This window comes from Pedobacter humicola (genome assembly GCF_056490705.1).
This window is the reverse complement of the sequence record NZ_JBWJIG010000007.1, coordinates 192,469-210,047: the sequence shown is the minus strand read 5'-3', so window position 1 is coordinate 210,047 and position 17,579 is coordinate 192,469. Positions and strand designations below refer to the sequence as shown.

General features: G+C 39.3%; 12 protein-coding genes. 4 read left to right on the top strand and 8 right to left on the bottom strand.

From position 1 onward, the window contains the following. The 5 genes from AC04Q1_RS13495 to AC04Q1_RS13475 all read right to left on the bottom strand — a co-directional run bounded on the left by AC04Q1_RS13495 (position 1) and on the right by AC04Q1_RS13475 (position 6,441). A complete protein-coding gene (locus AC04Q1_RS13495) occupies positions 1-579 on the bottom strand; it encodes a DUF4468 domain-containing protein (protein ID WP_478365120.1) in 579 nt (192 codons plus the stop codon). Between the two features lie 97 nt (positions 580-676). Beyond that, positions 677-1,702: a porin gene (locus AC04Q1_RS13490; protein WP_478365119.1), complete on the bottom strand. Its 1,026-nt coding sequence runs from the start codon at positions 1,700-1,702 to the stop codon at positions 677-679. Positions 1,703-1,738: 36 nt separating this feature from the next. Then, positions 1,739-3,145 (bottom strand): ammonium transporter, encoded by a 1,407-nt coding sequence (locus AC04Q1_RS13485; RefSeq protein WP_478365118.1) that lies wholly within the window; start codon positions 3,143-3,145, stop codon positions 1,739-1,741. 345 nt (positions 3,146-3,490) lie between these two features. After that, positions 3,491-4,438 carry a tRNA modification radical SAM protein MnmL/YtqA gene (gene mnmL / locus AC04Q1_RS13480; RefSeq protein ID WP_478365117.1) on the bottom strand — a complete coding sequence of 316 codons (948 nt, stop codon included), beginning with the start codon at positions 4,436-4,438 and terminating at the stop codon, positions 3,491-3,493. A 560-nt stretch (positions 4,439-4,998) separates the two neighbouring features. Then, positions 4,999-6,441: an APC family permease gene (locus AC04Q1_RS13475; protein ID WP_478365116.1), complete on the bottom strand. Its 1,443-nt coding sequence runs from the start codon at positions 6,439-6,441 to the stop codon at positions 4,999-5,001. 279 nt (positions 6,442-6,720) lie between these two features. Between AC04Q1_RS13475 and AC04Q1_RS13470 the strand changes: the two genes are divergently transcribed. From AC04Q1_RS13470 to AC04Q1_RS13455, 4 genes are all read left to right on the top strand, one after another. Next, complete coding sequence (locus tag AC04Q1_RS13470; RefSeq protein WP_478365115.1) at positions 6,721-8,967, top strand: sodium-translocating pyrophosphatase; 2,247 nt, start codon at positions 6,721-6,723, stop codon at positions 8,965-8,967. A gap of 140 nt (positions 8,968-9,107) precedes the next feature. Then, the gene (locus AC04Q1_RS13465) at positions 9,108-10,832 is read left to right on the top strand and encodes an amino acid permease (RefSeq protein WP_478365114.1); all 1,725 of its coding nucleotides are present in this window, start codon (positions 9,108-9,110) and stop codon (positions 10,830-10,832) included. A 101-nt stretch (positions 10,833-10,933) separates the two neighbouring features. Beyond that, the gene (locus AC04Q1_RS13460; RefSeq protein ID WP_478365113.1) at positions 10,934-12,265 is read left to right on the top strand and encodes a porin; all 1,332 of its coding nucleotides are present in this window, start codon (positions 10,934-10,936) and stop codon (positions 12,263-12,265) included. A 79-nt stretch (positions 12,266-12,344) separates the two neighbouring features. After that, positions 12,345-12,911, top strand: coding sequence for a MarC family protein (locus AC04Q1_RS13455; protein ID WP_029274105.1), 567 nt, complete (start codon positions 12,345-12,347; stop codon positions 12,909-12,911). A 533-nt stretch (positions 12,912-13,444) separates the two neighbouring features. Here AC04Q1_RS13455 and AC04Q1_RS13450 read toward each other — a convergent pair. The 3 genes from AC04Q1_RS13450 to guaA all read right to left on the bottom strand — a co-directional run bounded on the left by AC04Q1_RS13450 (position 13,445) and on the right by guaA (position 17,497). Continuing rightward, complete coding sequence (locus AC04Q1_RS13450) at positions 13,445-14,614, bottom strand: RsmB/NOP family class I SAM-dependent RNA methyltransferase (RefSeq protein ID WP_478365112.1); 1,170 nt, start codon at positions 14,612-14,614, stop codon at positions 13,445-13,447. Between the two features lie 30 nt (positions 14,615-14,644). Beyond that, positions 14,645-15,856 carry a type 1 periplasmic-binding domain-containing protein gene (locus AC04Q1_RS13445; RefSeq protein WP_478365111.1) on the bottom strand — a complete coding sequence of 404 codons (1,212 nt, stop codon included), beginning with the start codon at positions 15,854-15,856 and terminating at the stop codon, positions 14,645-14,647. Between the two features lie 111 nt (positions 15,857-15,967). Then, entirely contained in the window at positions 15,968-17,497 is a 1,530-nt protein-coding gene (gene guaA / locus AC04Q1_RS13440) for a glutamine-hydrolyzing GMP synthase (RefSeq protein WP_478365110.1), read from the bottom strand. Positions 17,498-17,579 lie beyond the last annotated feature (82 nt).

Sequence of the window (17,579 nt, the reverse complement as noted above, 5' to 3'; positions counted from 1 at the left end):
TTACCACGTTTTAGTAGAAATGCTTTCTGTTTTCTTTTTGGCTTTCGCTACCCTATTGGTGGCCAAATATTTTTTAAAATCATCGCCAAATTTTTCAATCTTGCTATAGGTGCTGTTTAAAATATCTTTCCACGCACCTGCATTCAGCTTACCTGGTGTACGCTCTAAAGGCACACCAATCTTTGTGGTGGCAACAAAATTTCCGTATCGGTCTCTCTGATACGGGATGAACAGTAAATCGGTTAACCAGAATCTATATTTGCCATTCCTTGCCTCAAAAACAAAATGATAACTTACCTCCCCGCTCGGGTGGCCCGCCACTAAAATGGTTTTATCAATTACCATTGTCCCTTTGGCCAGGATTGAAGAATCGGTAATACTTTCTTGTAGCATCGATTTTTTATAAGCTACATTGACGAAAGCTTTGGCTCTTTGCAATAAAGTATCCTTGCTTAACATTTGCGAATCTACAACCTTATAATAGATAAATTTACCATGATCATCTTTCGAAAACTGTTTTTGCTGTGCGGATACCTGAATTGAAAAAAAGGCAAGAATACTAAAAAGAAGCTGTTTCATTTGTAATCGGTTAATAGGTAAATGTAATAATCTAAAGGTAAAAAAAAGCCGCCCAGATTCACACCTGGGCGGCTTAATCATGAACAATTTTATTTCCTTAAAAAGCGTAAACTGCTGCTAAAGAGAATTGACCTCCATTTGGTGCCGCCGCGCCACTTTTATTAAAGAAAGGTTTATCACTGTTATGGTCTAATCTTACCTCTGGAATAAAGGTTAAACCGCCGGATTTAATGTTTGCCGTAAGTGTTACTGCAGTAAAAGATGTAGCCGGAACCGCTCCCGCTTCTTTATACTTAAAGTATTCTCCCCTTAAACCTATAGTTACAGCATCCAATACAGCGTATTGAGGATATAAAGCCCCACCTACATAACTTCCCGGTACCGAACTATCCTTGATATCATAGTTAGCAGCATTTAAACCCAGTTTAAATTTTTCAGTAATCTGATATGCGGTGGTTAAATCGATAATGGTTCCATATCCACCAAAACCAGCACCAGATAAAGCATTGATATAAGCTGTCCAGCCTTCAACCGGCGCAACCATTAGCTGCCCACCTACTGCAGAAACACCACGTGTTGCACTGTAAACGTTCCAGTCGTTGAATAAACCAGCCATTAAACTTACTTTATCGCTGAATTTATAGGTGGCTTTAATACCCGCATTCTGGAACGGACCATTGGTAAATAAATATGAAGTTGAATAGTTGAAATTTCCAACAGGAGAAATTACTTCGTACCCGATAAATGTACCCATATAACCGGCAGTCATGCTAAACTGATCCGTAAAATCATAGTTAACATATAAGTTCTGGATATTGAAAGATGAACCTTCTGCAGCAGCATCAGGAATAGATTGCGATTGTCCTCTTGGGCCAAAAGAAAGCTCACCAACAAATGAAGCCTTGCCTGTTTTTTTCTTTAGTGCAATATCAATCATACCTAATGATACCGAATTGTGGTCAGTTACAAAAGATGTTTTTCCGTTTAATGGATTTTTAGCAAAATCATATTTAAAGTATGTATCTACCGACCCTGAAATTTCAAGTGGTGATGTGGTGGTCTCTTGCGCCAGGACACACGTCGTGCTGGCCATTGCGAAAATAGCGGTTAAAAGTTTCTTCATGTTTGAGCTTGTTTTGAGTTTAGATATATAAAATCCTTAAGATATTGATTCGGTTAACGGACTGTTTTTTTCGATATAGATCGCTCTTTCTTCAACTAACAAAGTACCTTGAGAATACTTCTCGTCATGTTGAGAGGCATCAAGACCCATTTCTTCTTCTTCTTCTGATACGCGGATCGGCTGAATTAAGTTGATGAATTTGAAGATGATGAACGATACTACAAAACTGAAGATGATTACGATTGCCGCACCTTTTAATTGTGTTATAAAGAACGCTGGGTTGCCATAAAACAAGCCATCAGCACCAGCAGCATTAACTGTTTTTGTTGCGAAAACACCTGTTAACAACATACCCACTATGCCACCAACACCGTGACAAGGAAAAACGTCTAATGTATCATCTAAACTTGTTTTTTGTTTCCATGAAACGACAAGGTTTGAGATTACTGCGGCAATAGCACCAATAAATATACTGGAAGGAATACTTACAAAACCTGCACCTGGTGTAATGGCAACCAAACCAACTACCGCGCCGATACAAAAACCTAAAACTGAAGGTTTTTTACCTCTTGCCACATCGAAGAACATCCATGATAAACCTGCAGCACCAGCCGCGGTATTGGTAGTTAAGAATGCGGAAACAGCCAAGCTATTTGCACCTAATGCAGAACCCGCATTAAAACCGAACCAACCGAACCATAATAAACCTGTACCAATTAATACATATGGAATATTTGCAGGCGGAACTTCTTTATGTTCTAAGTGAGATTTTCTACGTTTCAAAACCAATGCACCAGCTAAAGCAGCCATACCAGCAGAAATGTGCACTACGGTACCTCCGGCAAAGTCTAATACACCCATTTTAAACAAGAAACCTTGTGGATGCCATGTCCAATGTGCCAGTGGCGAATAAACGAATATTGCGAATAAAACAATAAATAAGATGTATGAGGTAAAACGGATACGTTCTGCAACTGCACCAACCACTAAACCTGGGGTAATAATGGCAAACATTAATTGAAATACCGCAAATAAAGAAAGCGGAATGGTCAGGTCAGCTCCTCCCTGAAGGTGTGGTGCTCCAGAATTTACACCTTTAAAGAACAAAAACGTTGATGGATTTCCGATAAAACCACCAATGGTATCGCCAAAGGCTAAACTAAAACCAACTACCGTCCATAAAACTGTAATTACTCCTGCTGCTACAACACTTTTAATCATTGTAGATAATACATTTTTACGATGAACCATCCCACCATAAAAGAATGCAAGGCCTGGAGTCATTAAAAATACAAGTGCAGAAGCGATTAAAATGAATGCAATATCTGGTCCGCTATACTTGCCTTCGTCAAAATTCGGAAGAAGTGGAATAAATAGAGCGAAAATTGCGACAATCATCAATATCGCAAAAGGCGCGTACTGTTTAAAGGAGAATTTACTCATAGTTTTTAGTTTAATTTGTTTGTATTGTTTAATTATTGATTAAATACTTGATTTATTTTTCTAAAAATACGACTTAATGTAGTTTTTACACTATTTAATTTAAATATTTTAACAAAAACGAGTGATTTTTATAAAACAACACAAAAATTAAGCTCAAAATTAAAAATAACAAAAAATAAGGGGGTTTTTAATGTAAGTTTTTAATAAAAACAAAATCACATATTAACCATCATTTATATGATTTTACCCAAAATTTATAAAAAATTAGCCTAAAAAATCATAAATAACAGAAAAACCCATGAAATTTCATGGGTTTTTAAAAAAATTATAAGAAAAATTAGATTTTCACGAAAAATAAGCGGAACCCTGAATAATACCTCTTTTTTCTATTTCTTTATCCATATAGGTTTGAATTGCTGATTTGTTAAGTCCCCAGTTGGGTGCAATCAACAGATCCCAATCTGAAATACCAAAGAGTCTTTGAATTACAATATCGGGGCGCAACAGGGGAATCAACTCACAAAGCAAGTCGGTATATTCTTCAAGAGAAAACAGTTTAAAAGGCTCTTTTTTATACTTCGCGCCCATTATAGAGCCCTCAACCACATGAAGATGATGGAATTTCACAAACTTGATCTGGGGGAAACGGTTAATTTCGTGAATATAACCGTACATCTGTTCTCTTGTTTCCCAGGGGAAGCCAAAAATGGTATGCACACATAAATCGAGCTTACTGTCTTTTAAAAGCTCTACCGCAGCAACAAACTCCCCATGACTACATCCCCTATTGATCTGATCGAGGGTTTCATCATAAATAGATTCCATTCCCATTTCCAGGTCTACATCGAAGCGATCGGTATAACTTTCCAATAAAGCCACCTTTTCGGCGTCGATACAATCAGGCCGTGTACCAACCGCAAAGCCAACAATATCTTCGGTATTCATAGATAAGGCTTCATCGTACATCATCTTTAAATAATGTACCGGTGCATAAGTATTGGTGTTGGGTTGAAAATATACAATATACTTATCGGCCTTGTATGAAGTTTTAGCCCTTAACATGCCCTCGGCAAGCTGATCTTTGATATTTGGATTTTTACGTGAGGGCTCAGGCGTGAAAGAATCTACATTACAATAGGTACATCCACCAAAGCCTTTGCTCCCATCCCGGTTCGGGCAGGTAAAACCACCATCCACAATTACTTTAAATACACGCTGCCCCTTGTACTTTTCGCGCAGATGTGTGCCGTAATTTTTATATCCCTTTATGCCTGAATCTACTAGTGTTCCCATTAATTGCAAAAATACGGTTTTTGTTTGAGACGTAAGATGGGATTTGAGATATTAGAGGTGAGATGTGAGATTGGGCGTACAATTGAGGGTTAGGGGAACACTCTTAAACAAGCAAGTCTTAAAACATCAGTAATTTATTTTAGGAAAGCAAAGCCTGTGTTTCATGGCAATGCTAGTCCCGCCACATGCCCATACCTGCCCATTTGTTCAGGCGGGCGCCTGCAGGCCTTAGGCGCAGGGCCGGTATCCACCATGTCGGGTTTAGGTTTTTGGTTTACTGCACAGGTTTAAGATAATTAAACCCGATAAAAGCGAACACGATTCCCGGTTTTTTCAATCGGGATGAGTAAAGCGGATAACGGGGCTGTCGGAACCGATTGATGCAGAACCTTGCTTTTCTTATGTAAAATGAGATTTGAGATAGTAGATGTGAGATTTGAGACGATAGATATGAGCCAAATATCTATAAAGAAAAACCCAAGAAATAAAAAACCCCGCAGTTTTAAGATCCACGGGGTTTGATTACAAGCAACAGCGCTTATGATTATGTAGTCAACAGATTAATGCTGTTCTTCTTTTTTATTAATAAAAAAGTAAACCGGCACCCCTATCAGAACAATCACAAGTCCCGGCCAGGTATATTGTTGTTTATAAATGAGCAGCAAAATGCAAAAGGCCGCCCCGATCAATAAATAAATAATTGGGGTAATGGGATACAACCAGGTTTTGTAAGGCCTTTCTAAATTAGGTTGTTTTATCCTTAAATAAATCACACCAAATACAGTAATCATATAAAAGAGCACGATCACAAAGGAAATCATATCTAAAAGATTGCCATATTGTCCGCTTAAACATAATACTGAAGCCCAAATGCCCTGCATCCAAAGCGAACGCTCAGGAACGCCATTTTTATTGTTTTTAAGCGCAGCTTTAAAAAACATGCCATCTTTTGCCATGGTCTGAAAAACCCTTGCTCCTGCCAATACGATTCCATTAACGCAACCAAAAGTAGAAATCATGACCAACAGGGCAATTACAATCGTACCGATACCGCTCCCAAAAATTTGCTCAGAAGCCGCAACAGCTACACGGTCGTTAAGGGCAAAAGCAATACTGTCTCTGTTTAAGGTATTCAGATAGATAAAGTTGACCAATAAATAAAGGATCATTACTGCCGAAGTACCCAAAACCATAGAACGTACCACATTCTTTTTAGGGTTTTCGATTTCCCCTGAAACAAAAGTTACGTTTTCCCAGGCCACACTCGAAAATACCGAGCCTACCATTGCAGCGGCAATGCCACCCATTATTGTCATTCCAGAAATGGATTCCCATCCTGATTTAAGGAAATTCCCGCCCGCATCTGTTTTGAGATTATTGAAAGCAGCCCATCCATGCCCCATATTGTCAGCCCAAAAACTGTTCTTCACCAGAAAAAAGCCTAGAATAATCAAAGCAATTAAAGCAATAATTTTAGATCCGGTAAAAATATTCTGCAATATTTTACCACCTTCAACACCCCGCGTATTAATATAGGTCAATAGCAAAATCACACCGATCGCTAAAATCTGGATCCAGGTAATTTTATAACCGCCACTTTGAAAAATGGGTGCCGCATCATTCAATGCAGGAATTAGATAGGCTGTAAATTTACCAAAAGCAACAGCAACCGCTGCAATTGTACCTGTTTGAATTACGGTAAATAAACCCCAGCCGTAAAGAAAACCCATCATTTTACCAAAAATCTCCCGCAGGTAAGTGTATTGCCCGCCTGCTTTAGGAAACATAGAAGAAAGTTCTCCATAAGAAATGGCTGCCGCAACTGTCATCACCCCGGTGATTATCCAAACCACAATTAACCAATAACCAGAACCCAGGTTCCGCATGATGTCGGCGCTAACAATAAAGATACCACTCCCGATCATCGAGCCCATTACCAGCATGGTGGCATCAAAAAGGCTTAATTTTCGTTTAGAAGGCCCATCTTCCTTTTCAATTTTCATTTTAGTTCAGTTTAGTTTGGGGCTAATTTATTTAAAAAAAAGAAAATAGGATGCTGTTCTGCTGTATTATTTTAAGGAGGCAAAATTTTATTCAGCTCTGTTGTTAAAATTTCAATCACAAGAAGAATATTTTATTATCTTGCTAGATATAAGTGTAGCGTTCAGCGCCTAACGTTTGGCGCAAAGCGTTTGGTATGAATTAAACACTAACCAGTTTAAAAAGTTCACTGATTAAACAACAACATAAACAACTAACCAAATATAAATTAATTATTAACTATGGATTTTTTACAAAACAATTTAATTTACTGTATTCCGGCGCTGGGCCTCGTTGGAATTATAGTTATGATGATTAAAAGCGCCTGGGTAAATAAGCAAGATGCAGGTGATAAAAACATGCAGGAGCTTGCTGGCTATATAGCCGACGGTGCTATGGCCTTTTTAAAAGCCGAATGGAGAGTATTGAGTATTTTCGCTGTTTTTACGGCAGCGCTATTAGCTTATTCCGGAACCATTACCGAAATTAAAGGCGTTCCGATGCATTCGAGCTGGATTATCGCTATATCCTTTATTATTGGAGCGGTATTTTCTGCAACAGCAGGTTATATCGGAATGAAATCAGCCACAAAAGCCAATGTAAGAACCACACAGGCGGCAAGAACAAGTTTAAAACAAGCATTAAAAGTTTCTTTTACAGGCGGTACAGTAATGGGTTTGGGTGTTGCCGGACTTGCTGTTTTAGGCCTGGGCGGGTTATTTATTGTTTTTTTACAGATATTTCATGTAACCAACGCCAATAGCGTAGAAATGAGAACCGCTATTGAAGTTTTAACAGGGTTTTCTTTAGGTGCCGAATCTATAGCTTTATTCGCCCGTGTTGGCGGTGGTATTTATACCAAGGCTGCCGATGTAGGTGCCGATTTAGTGGGTAAAGTTGAAGCTGGAATTCCGGAAGATGATGTGCGTAACCCTGCTACCATTGCCGATAACGTAGGCGATAACGTAGGTGATGTTGCCGGTATGGGTGCCGATTTGTTCGGTTCTTATGTGGCAACCATATTGGCTACCATGGTTTTAGGACAGGAAATTAAGGTAACTGATAAATTCGGCGGCATGTCGCCCATCCTATTGCCGATGGTCATCTGTGGATTGGGTATTTTATTTTCGATAGTGGGCACCTGGTTTGTCACCATTAAAGACGATAAATCAAATGTTCAGTCAGCTTTAAACTTAGGCAACTGGTCGTCGATCTTGATAACAGCAGTAGCTTCGTTCTTTATCGTAAAATGGATGTTGCCCGAAACACTAAACCTACGTGGTTATGAGTTTTCGAGCATAAACGTATTTTACGCCATTATTGTGGGTTTAGTAGTGGGTACCATTATGAGTATTGTTACTGAATATTTTACCGCAATGGGTAAAGGACCTGTAAATTCTATTATTCAACAATCGTCTACCGGGCACGCCACCAATATTATTGCAGGTTTAGCTGTCGGAATGAAATCGACTGTTATTCCGATTTTGGTTTTGGCCGGAGGGATTATGCTATCCTACCACTTTGCCGGTTTATACGGTGTAGCCATTGCCGCAGCAGGTATGATGGCCACTACAGCCATGCAATTGGCGATTGATGCTTTCGGACCAATTGCAGATAATGCTGGTGGTATTGCCGAGATGAGTCAACTGCCGCCAGAAGTACGCGAACGTACCGATAATTTAGACGCTGTTGGAAATACCACCGCTGCTACCGGAAAAGGATTTGCCATTGCATCGGCAGCATTAACCTCTTTGGCTTTATTTGCTGCTTTTGTGGGAATTGCTGGCATTACCGCGATTGATATCTATAAAGCGCCTGTTTTGGCAGGGTTATTTGTTGGGGGAATGATTCCTTTCGTCTTTTCAGCACTTTGTATCCAGGCAGTAGGTAAAGCGGCAATGGATATGGTCCAGGAAGTTCGCCGCCAGTTTAGGGAAATCCCAGGCATTATGGAATACAAAGCCAAACCAGAATATGAGAAATGTGTGGCCATTTCTACCAAAGCATCCATCCGCGAAATGATGATGCCTGGTGCCATTGCCTTGATTACGCCGATAATTATTGGTTTTACCTTTGGTCCTGAAGTTTTAGGAGGATTATTGGCCGGTGTAACCGTTACCGGTGTATTAATGGGTATTTTTCAGAGCAATGCAGGTGGTGCATGGGATAATGCCAAAAAATCTTTCGAGCAGGGTGTAATGATCAATGGAGAAATGCACTACAAAAAATCAGAACCGCATAAAGCTTCTGTAACCGGAGATACCGTTGGAGATCCTTTTAAGGATACTTCCGGACCTTCGATGAACATTTTGATCAAATTAATGTCTATCGTTTCACTAGTTATTGCCCCATATATTGCAGTTAAGGCAATTACAGCTGAACACAGAACAGAAGTTCGCAAAGAAATCAGAATTGAGCAAAAAACGGACAGTTTAGGCCAGGTAATTATGGATACTTTAACAAATACAACTGACACATTGAGGCATTAGTTGTAAAAACATTGATAAATTAATAGCTAAAGGGATTTTTAACCAAAATCCCTTTTACTTTTCCGTAATTTTTAATTACGTTTGGAGCTGAATTTATTATTACCAAAAAACTATAAAACACTTTAACTAAACTTTTATTTATGAATTTTAGAAAGTCTATTGACTTACTTACACAAGAAGCACAACAAAGTGGAGAAGGGACGCTCAAGCGGACCTTAGGGCCTACAAGCTTAGTTGCATTAGGTATTGGAGCCATTATTGGTGCGGGATTATTCTCCATCACAGGTTCTGCTGCTGCAAATAATGCAGGTCCGGCAATTACCATTTCCTTCATCATTGCAGCTATCGGATGTGCTTTTGCAGGCTTATGTTATGCAGAATTTGCATCGATGATCCCTGTAGCAGGTAGTGCTTACACTTATTCTTATGCTACCATGGGTGAATTTGTTGCCTGGATCATAGGCTGGGATTTGGTATTGGAATATGCGGTAGGTGCAGCAACCGTATCCATCAGCTGGAGCAGGTATCTGGTCAAGTTTCTCGGCTATTTTGATATACATCTCCCCGCGCAGATGGTTATGTCGCCATTTGATACTGCAATTTTAGCAGATGGCACTACAGTAACCGGAATTCTTAATCTTCCTGCCATATTTATTGTGGTATTAATGTCGTTAATCCTCATTAAAGGAACTAAAGAATCAGCTTTTGTAAACGGTATTATTGTAGGTATTAAAGTTGTAATCGTATTCATTTTCATTATTTTAGGCTGGAAATACATCAATACTGAAAACTATACACCATATTTTATCCCTGCCGATAAACCAGGTCACCTGGATTTCTTTACGAATGGATGGGGCGGTGTAATCAGAGCAGCAGCAATTGTATTCTTTGCCTATATCGGTTTTGATGCCGTTTCTACAGCAGCACAAGAAGCTAAAAATCCTAAAAAAGATATGCCAATCGGTATTCTTGTTTCCTTAATTATCTGTACCGTATTATACATCTTATTTGCACACGTAATGACGGGTGTGGCCAACTATGATATGTTTAGTGGTCAGGATGGAATTGCTCCGGTAGCTGTTGCCATTGACAACATGGGCGCGAAAAATGCTGCCGGTGTGGTCACTCCTGCTTACCCATGGTTAAACAAAGCCATTATCTTAGCGATATTAGGTGGTTATTCATCAGTGATTATGGTGATGTTAATGGGCCAGTCGAGGGTATTCTTCTCGATGAGTAAAGATGGTTTATTGCCAAAAGTATTCTCAAGTGTTCACTCTAAATTCGGTACACCATCAAAAAGCAATTTATTATTCATGGTTTTCGTGAGTTTATTTGCTGCATTTGTACCAGCCCGTGTGGTAGGAGAAATGACCAGTATCGGAACATTATTCGCCTTTATCCTGGTATGTATCGGTATCGTAATTTTAAGAAAACGTATGCCTGATTTACCAAGAGCGTTTAAAGTGCCTTTGGTGCCTCTAATTCCAATTCTTGGTGTTGTGGTATGTTTAGGCATGATGGTGTTTTTACCATTAGATACCTGGGTTCGTTTATTGGTATGGATGATCATTGGTATCAATGTTTACCTGTTCTATGGAATTAAAAACAGTGCACTGTCCGACAATAAGGTTACTACCTTAATCAGAAGCAACAAAGTGGTTTCATATGTTGGTTTAATTTTAGCAGTATTATTGGTAATCGTAGCCTTAATACACCACCATTTATCGTTGCAAGCCGCAGAATTAGATCCTAAAACAACGGCTGATTTTGGATTGTATTATTTCTCTCTGGCTTTTGCCATTTTACACATCGTCATTTATAGCTTCAGAATAATGAGTGCAAAATCTATTCAAGCTAAATAAATAAGCAATTATTAACAATATTTAAGGCCCCGACTAAAAGTCGGGGCTTTTTTTGTGTTAAATAATTGTTAATAAAACTACCTTTGCAAAAAATCGATAACATGAACCGCCATTTTGCCAGATATAAAAGGGTATATTTTCTGATCATTGCATTTCTCCCATTGTTTTCTTCAATAAGCTATGGCCAAAGAACCATTAATGATGTAATGGATTCTACAACAGTAAATCATTTACTCATTATCTCAAAGAAATACGGCTCCCTATCCTTTAGCGGATATTTACAGCCTCAATTTCAGGTGGCACAATCGAATGGTACACAGGCAGAATACCAGGGCGGCAATTTTGGCGAGTTTACCAATAACCGCTTCAGGTTACGCCGGGGCAGATTAAGGGCCGACTATATGCTTTTAACCGACGATGGCGCTCCCTCTACCTATTTTGTACTCCAGTTTGATGGTACAGAACAAGGTGTAGCCGTTAGGGATTTCTGGGGGCGTTATTATGAAAATAAATGGAAACTCTTTGCCGTTACTATGGGCCTCTCTGGTCGCCCGTTTGGGAATGAGCTGCAATTATCATCTTCGGTTAGGGAAGCGCCTGAACGTGGCCGGATGTCGCAGATTTTAATGAAAACAGAGCGTGATCTGGGCGTTACCTTTAGCTTAAATCCCCGCTGGAAAGATGCCAAACTCAAAAACTTTGTTTTCGACTTTGGTATTTACAACGGGCAAGGTTTAGCTGGCGCCGGAGAATTCGACAACAGCAAAGATTTTATATTCAGGTTAAGCCATAAAACCTATGCCTTTAACAATTTCACTATCGCAGGTGGCATAAGCACCCTACAGGGTGGATTAAACCACCGTTTGCCAGTAAGTTACAAGATGGACAGAATCAACGACCGATGGAGCATGGTGAAGGATTCGTCGGCATCAACCATTAATAAAGTTGCCCCAAGGAGATATTATGGTGCAGACGTTCAACTTGCGACTAAAACCAAAAGCTGGAAATCAGAATTAAGGGCCGAAGTGGTATCAGGCCTGCAAACGGGTACCTCTACCACATCAACCACACCAGGCTCCTACCCTGTAGATAATAAATCGGTGGCGTTACCTTATTATACCAGAACCTTTAACGGTGCTTATCTTACCTTCGTTCAAACGTTAAATAGTACCGATAATCAACTGATCTTAAAATATGATTGGTACGATCCGAACGCAAAAGTAAAAGGCCTTGATATTTCCAGCGACCGGGGCTTATCTCCGGCCGATGTGCGTTTCGATACTTTTGGTTTTGGTTTTTTACATCATTTTAATCCTCATTTTAAAGCTGTGCTTTACTATGATATCATCAAAAATGAATCGACAAAAATTGAAGGTTATACCGCTGATAGAAAAGACAATGTACTTACTTTAAGAACCCAGTTCTATTTCTAATAAATAACGGCACAATTGAGGAATTGAAACAAATTCCGCTACCTTTGCTTAAAATTGTCCCGCTATGAAATTCGATTTTATGACGTTCAACTTAAGCCAGATCCTATCGACCACGATGGTGCTCTTTGCGATTATCGATATTTTAGGGGCTATCCCTGTTGTGATCGAATTGCGTAGAAAAGCAGGCCATATCGAATCGGAAAAAGCATCTCTTGTGGCTACAGGCCTTATGATCCTCTTTCTGTTTGTAGGGGAATCGTTATTAAAGGTAATCGGATTGGATGTAGAATCTTTTGCCATTGCGGGTTCATTCGTGATCTTTTTTATTGCTATGGAAATGGTTTTAGGGTTAACCATATTTAAAGAAGAAGCACCAGAAACCGTGTCTATCGTTCCGTTGGCTTTCCCCTTAATTGCAGGTGCCGGAACAATGACCACCCTGCTTTCGCTAAAAACAGAATACCATACCCAGAATATATTGGTGGGTATTATCCTCAATATGTTGTTTGTATATTTCGTATTGAAAAATACCAACAGACTGGAAAAGCTATTCGGAAAGTCGGGTTTAAATATCCTGCGTAAGGCTTTTGGCGTCATTTTATTGGCTATAGCGATTAAGCTGTTCAGGAACAATACAGGGCTCTAAGAGATGGAAGATATGGGATGGGAAATGGATGATGTAACTTCAAGCTTGTAGGAACAACAGACTGCTCTAAATTTTTGGCTAACAATCTACTGTGATTGCCACCTGCTATAGTCGTAGATTGCCTGCAGGCTTCGTGCCTATCGTCTGATAGCTATCGGATGACGACTTCAATAAAAACATAAATGACATTCCTTCGATCGATCTGTAACAATAATTCCGTATATTCATCTAACAATAAAGCTCATATCATGAACAGCTTTGAAGAATATACCATAATTATCGGAGCAATAGCCGTTTTAATCGAAGCGGTGAAGTACTTCAGAAAGAATTTCAAATCCTGGTTTGAACATACCTAGGATGGGTTATGCGCGGCAACGTCACCCTGAATTTATTTCAGGGTCTATTTTGCAGGAAGATGCTGAAACAAGTTCAGCATGACGATCGTGAGGAAAATGTCTCCAAAAAATCCTTAATAAATCTAGCTCAATTTAATAAACCTGATCTTAAAATACTTTAATCCTAGCCAATCCTGATCAGTCCTGGCTTTTCTTAATCAATCTGGCCACAAACATCGTATCGGCATTATTTCCATAGCCCTTAATCAATTCCATCTTTTCCAGCTCCAATGGCAAAGTGTCGGTCATGTGCTCCACAACCGCTGCATTTTCAGCTTCAAAAGCAGAGCAGGTAATGTAGATTAAAGGTTTACCCGGTTTTAAGTATTTCACAATATTTTGAACAATCCCCTTCTGAATGGCGGCAAACTGATTGATTTTACGTTCTTCGAAAAAAGTAAGCATTTCGGGCGTCCGCCCCCATGTTCCTGAGCCGGTACAAGGCGCATCTAAAATAATCCCGTCAAATTGATAGTGGTGCAAAACCTGATCATTATTCTGCAAAAGATCCAGTTCCTTTTTATGGTATTTTTTTATCCCTGCCAAGCGGAAACGTTCATCCAGGTTCAGGAGTACGCTTTCCCGTAAATCTGAAACCAGAAGTTCGATCACGGGCTCAAAACTATGTAAGAGCAAGGTCTTACCGCCCGATGCCGCGCAACAATCCCACCATTTATCCCATTTATTCGGTTTAAAATATCCGCCGGTATATTGCGACGATAAATCCTGAACCTGATAACTCCCTTCCTGTAAAATCGTTTCTAACTTTGTCCCATTAGGTAAAGCCAGAGCAGTTTCAGAAACCGCTTTAACCACAATGTTTTCATCTTCCAGTTTAGAAATGATTGCCGGAGCATCTTCTGCTGCCACCCTGATAAAAAGATCGGGTTGTTTAAAGAAGGAGGTGAAAAACGCCTCTTTATCAATATCAGCAGAGAGGGTTGTATGAAACGGATAAACCTGTTCTAAATCAAAGTCAGGGTATTTAGCTTTAATCATCGCTAATTTCTCTTCCAATGGTAATGTGATGTGATCCTTTAAATCAGGGAGATTTTTCTCTACAATAAGGCTGAGCGTATTATGGCACAAGAAATCAGCAATGCTCAAACGTTGTTCAGGCTGAAGTGCAGATAAGGCTTTACCTAGCCTAAAAAAGCTATAAATATGACGTGTAGCCCATCTCCTGTCGGATGAACCCATTTGTTTATGTTGCTTAAAATAAGCTGGCAGAAAACGGTGTAAAGGCAAACTTCCATCGTAACTACTTAAAATCTGTTCAAAGGCTCTTAACTGATGGTCTGCTCTCATGCAATAATTAAAATGGAAGAAATTAATAGATTATTCTACTGGGCTCAATGCAAAGTTTTTAAACTTCAATAGCATTAAACTGGTGTTAATATAGCCTAATTTTTCATCATGGATAAATGAAAAATTATTATGGAGTCCTTTGTATTTCTCCTTTACGATATAATCTTTATAATCTTCACCGTAGGTAACCAATAACTTACCAAAATAATAACCGATATCAAAGCCCTTAAAAGCATATTCACCGGGTTCGAAACCATATTTATAACGGTATTTTTTGATAAAAGTAATTACATTACCGCTTTTGTAGTCTATTTTATAGGATGAGCTGATAATCGTATTCAAATCCTGCAGTTTATCAGTAGGATAATTCTGTTTTACCCAGTTGGGGTGACCAAACAGATTAATACTATATCCTCCTGTTGGAAGATGCTTTAATTTGTACAGCTTTTCTATGGTTGGCAGCACAAAAGCCCGGTCGGATGAAGTAACCACAACCACGTACTGTTTGCCTTTGATCATTTTGGTTTCAAAAGTATAGGCTGAGGCATACTCCTGTACCAAAAACTTGGTATTACTCTGCAAATAACTTCTGATCGGTGCAGCAAATTGCTCATCTTCCGTTTTCTTTGGATTAATAAGTACCACGATAGTATTTGCGGGATTAAAGCTTTTAGCGATATAAGAAGCCATTTTCTTGCCGTGCAAACCAATATTGTTTACAACAGAAACCAGATTGGGATTATTAAATTCAGCAGGTTCTGTAGCTGCTAAAGGAGAAACAATGGTCGCGTTATTCTCTCTTGAATAACCGGATATAAACTTTAACCCTTCAGGAAAAACGGGACCTATAATTAAATTGCTCTGCTTAAAACGCTCATTTTTATACAGTGTGGAGATATGTGCATTATCGTCCTGGGTATCGAAAACATTGAGCTTAAAGTTCAAGCCTTGTGCAGCTGCCGAATCCAGTCCCAGTTTAAAGCCCTGATAAAAATCGATTGGCATGGCATATTTCTCGATATCGGCTTTTGTAGCTGTTTTTAAATGCAGTTCATCCAGCTTAAAAGGAACAAGTAAGGAAACACTGGCCTGCGAAAACTTTTTGACCGGCTTTTTATCGGCAGGCTTCTCTTTTTCTTCTGGTTTCTTTGTTTCGGGTTTAGGTGTCCTGATTTTAGGCGAACAAGCACCCAAAAACATAGTAAACAAAACTGGCAACCAATAAACCTTCCTATAATTCATACCTATCGTTTTTAACAAAATATGCCAGCAAAGTTTATTCCACCTTGCCAGCATACTCTTTATTTTATATAATTTGGACTGAAAACGCCAAACTGAAAACTCACAACTGGATTATTCCCACTCGATTGTTGCTGGTGGCTTAGAGCTGATATCGTATACCACTCTATTGATACCTTTAACTTTATTGATGATTTCGTTGGAAATTTTAGCCAATACCGGATAAGGCAAATGGCACCAATCTGCCGTCATCCCATCAAGTGATTCAACTGCTCTTAAGGCAATTACGTTTTCGTAAGTACGTTCATCGCCCATTACACCAACAGATCTAACCGGTAAAAAGATTGCACCAGCCTGCCATACCTGATCGTAAAGACCTGCTTCTTTTAAATTATCGATATAAATTTTATCGGCATCCTGTAAGATAGCTACTTTTTCCGGGGTTACCTCACCAATAATACGGATGCCTAAACCTGGCCCTGGAAAAGGGTGACGGCCTAAAATAAACGACTCTAAACCTAAAGCAGTACCTACTCTTCTTACTTCATCTTTAAACAAAGTTTTAAGCGGTTCTACCACTTTTAGTTTCATAAAATCGGGCAAGCCGCCTACATTATGGTGCGATTTAATAGTTGCTGATGGACCTTTAACCGAAACCGATTCGATGATATCAGGATAGATTGTACCTTGGGCCAACCACTTCACGTCTTGAATAAGATGCGATTCTTCGTCGAAAACTTCGATAAATACACGGCCAATAATTTTACGTTTTGTTTCCGGATCTTCTACCCCGGCCAACTGACCCAGGAATTTATCCTTTGCATCAACGCCTTTAATATTTAAGCCAAAATCCTTGTACTGCTCTAAAACACTTTCATATTCGTTTTTACGCAATAAACCATTATCAACAAATATACAGTGCAGGTTTGTGCCGATGGCTTTGTGCAAGAGAACAGCAGCAACACTGCTGTCAACACCTCCCGAAAGGGCTAAAACAACTTTATCGTTACCTACTGTAGCTTTAATATCGGCAATGGTGGTTTCAACAAAAGCTGCAGAAGTCCAATCCTGGCTACAGCCACAGATATCAACCAAAAAGTTTTCTAAAAGGATTTTGCCATCAATACTGTGCGTTACTTCAGGGTGGAACTGAATGGCATAAGTATCAGAATCTTTGATATGATAAGCGGCTACTTTCACGCTATCGGTACTGGCAATCAGTTCAAAATTTTCCGGAATGTTGGTAATGGTATCGCCATGACTCATCCAAACCTGCGAATCGATGTTGATCCCTTTAAATAATTTATTCTCCTGGTTTACAAAATTTAAGTTGGCCCGGCCATATTCACGGGTTGAAGATGCTTGAACTGAACCGCCAGAATGTTGGGCAATGTATTGTGCACCATAACAAACGGCCAATAATGGGTATTTTAAATGGTACTTCGACAAATCGATTTGAGGCGCATCTTCCTGACGAACAGAGTATGGGCTACCCGAAAAGATAACACCTTTTACGTCCTCGGTAATCTCAGGAAGATTGTTATATGGATATATTTCACAGTAAATATTTAGTTCGCGAACCCTACGGGCGATGAGTTGTGTAAATTGCGAACCAAAATCGACGATAATGATTTTTTCTTGCATCCGCAAAGGTACCAATTAGATATGAGATTTGAGAGGGAGATTTGAGATTTTTAGGTGGAAAAAAGTTAAGCGCTTAGCGCAT

Coding starts and splice junctions, on each gene's coding strand:
- AC04Q1_RS13495 (WP_478365120.1), bottom strand. CDS start 579: ATGAAACAGCTTCTTTTTAGTATTCTTGCCTTTTTTTCAATTCAGGTA.
- AC04Q1_RS13490 (WP_478365119.1), bottom strand. CDS start 1,702: ATGAAGAAACTTTTAACCGCTATTTTCGCAATGGCCAGCACGACGTGT.
- AC04Q1_RS13485 (WP_478365118.1), bottom strand. CDS start 3,145: ATGAGTAAATTCTCCTTTAAACAGTACGCGCCTTTTGCGATATTGATG.
- mnmL (WP_478365117.1), bottom strand. CDS start 4,438: ATGGGAACACTAGTAGATTCAGGCATAAAGGGATATAAAAATTACGGC.
- AC04Q1_RS13475 (WP_478365116.1), bottom strand. CDS start 6,441: ATGAAAATTGAAAAGGAAGATGGGCCTTCTAAACGAAAATTAAGCCTT.
- AC04Q1_RS13470 (WP_478365115.1), top strand. CDS start 6,721: ATGGATTTTTTACAAAACAATTTAATTTACTGTATTCCGGCGCTGGGC.
- AC04Q1_RS13465 (WP_478365114.1), top strand. CDS start 9,108: ATGAATTTTAGAAAGTCTATTGACTTACTTACACAAGAAGCACAACAA.
- AC04Q1_RS13460 (WP_478365113.1), top strand. CDS start 10,934: ATGAACCGCCATTTTGCCAGATATAAAAGGGTATATTTTCTGATCATT.
- AC04Q1_RS13455 (WP_029274105.1), top strand. CDS start 12,345: ATGACGTTCAACTTAAGCCAGATCCTATCGACCACGATGGTGCTCTTT.
- AC04Q1_RS13450 (WP_478365112.1), bottom strand. CDS start 14,614: ATGAGAGCAGACCATCAGTTAAGAGCCTTTGAACAGATTTTAAGTAGT.
- AC04Q1_RS13445 (WP_478365111.1), bottom strand. CDS start 15,856: ATGAATTATAGGAAGGTTTATTGGTTGCCAGTTTTGTTTACTATGTTT.
- guaA (WP_478365110.1), bottom strand. CDS start 17,497: ATGCAAGAAAAAATCATTATCGTCGATTTTGGTTCGCAATTTACACAA.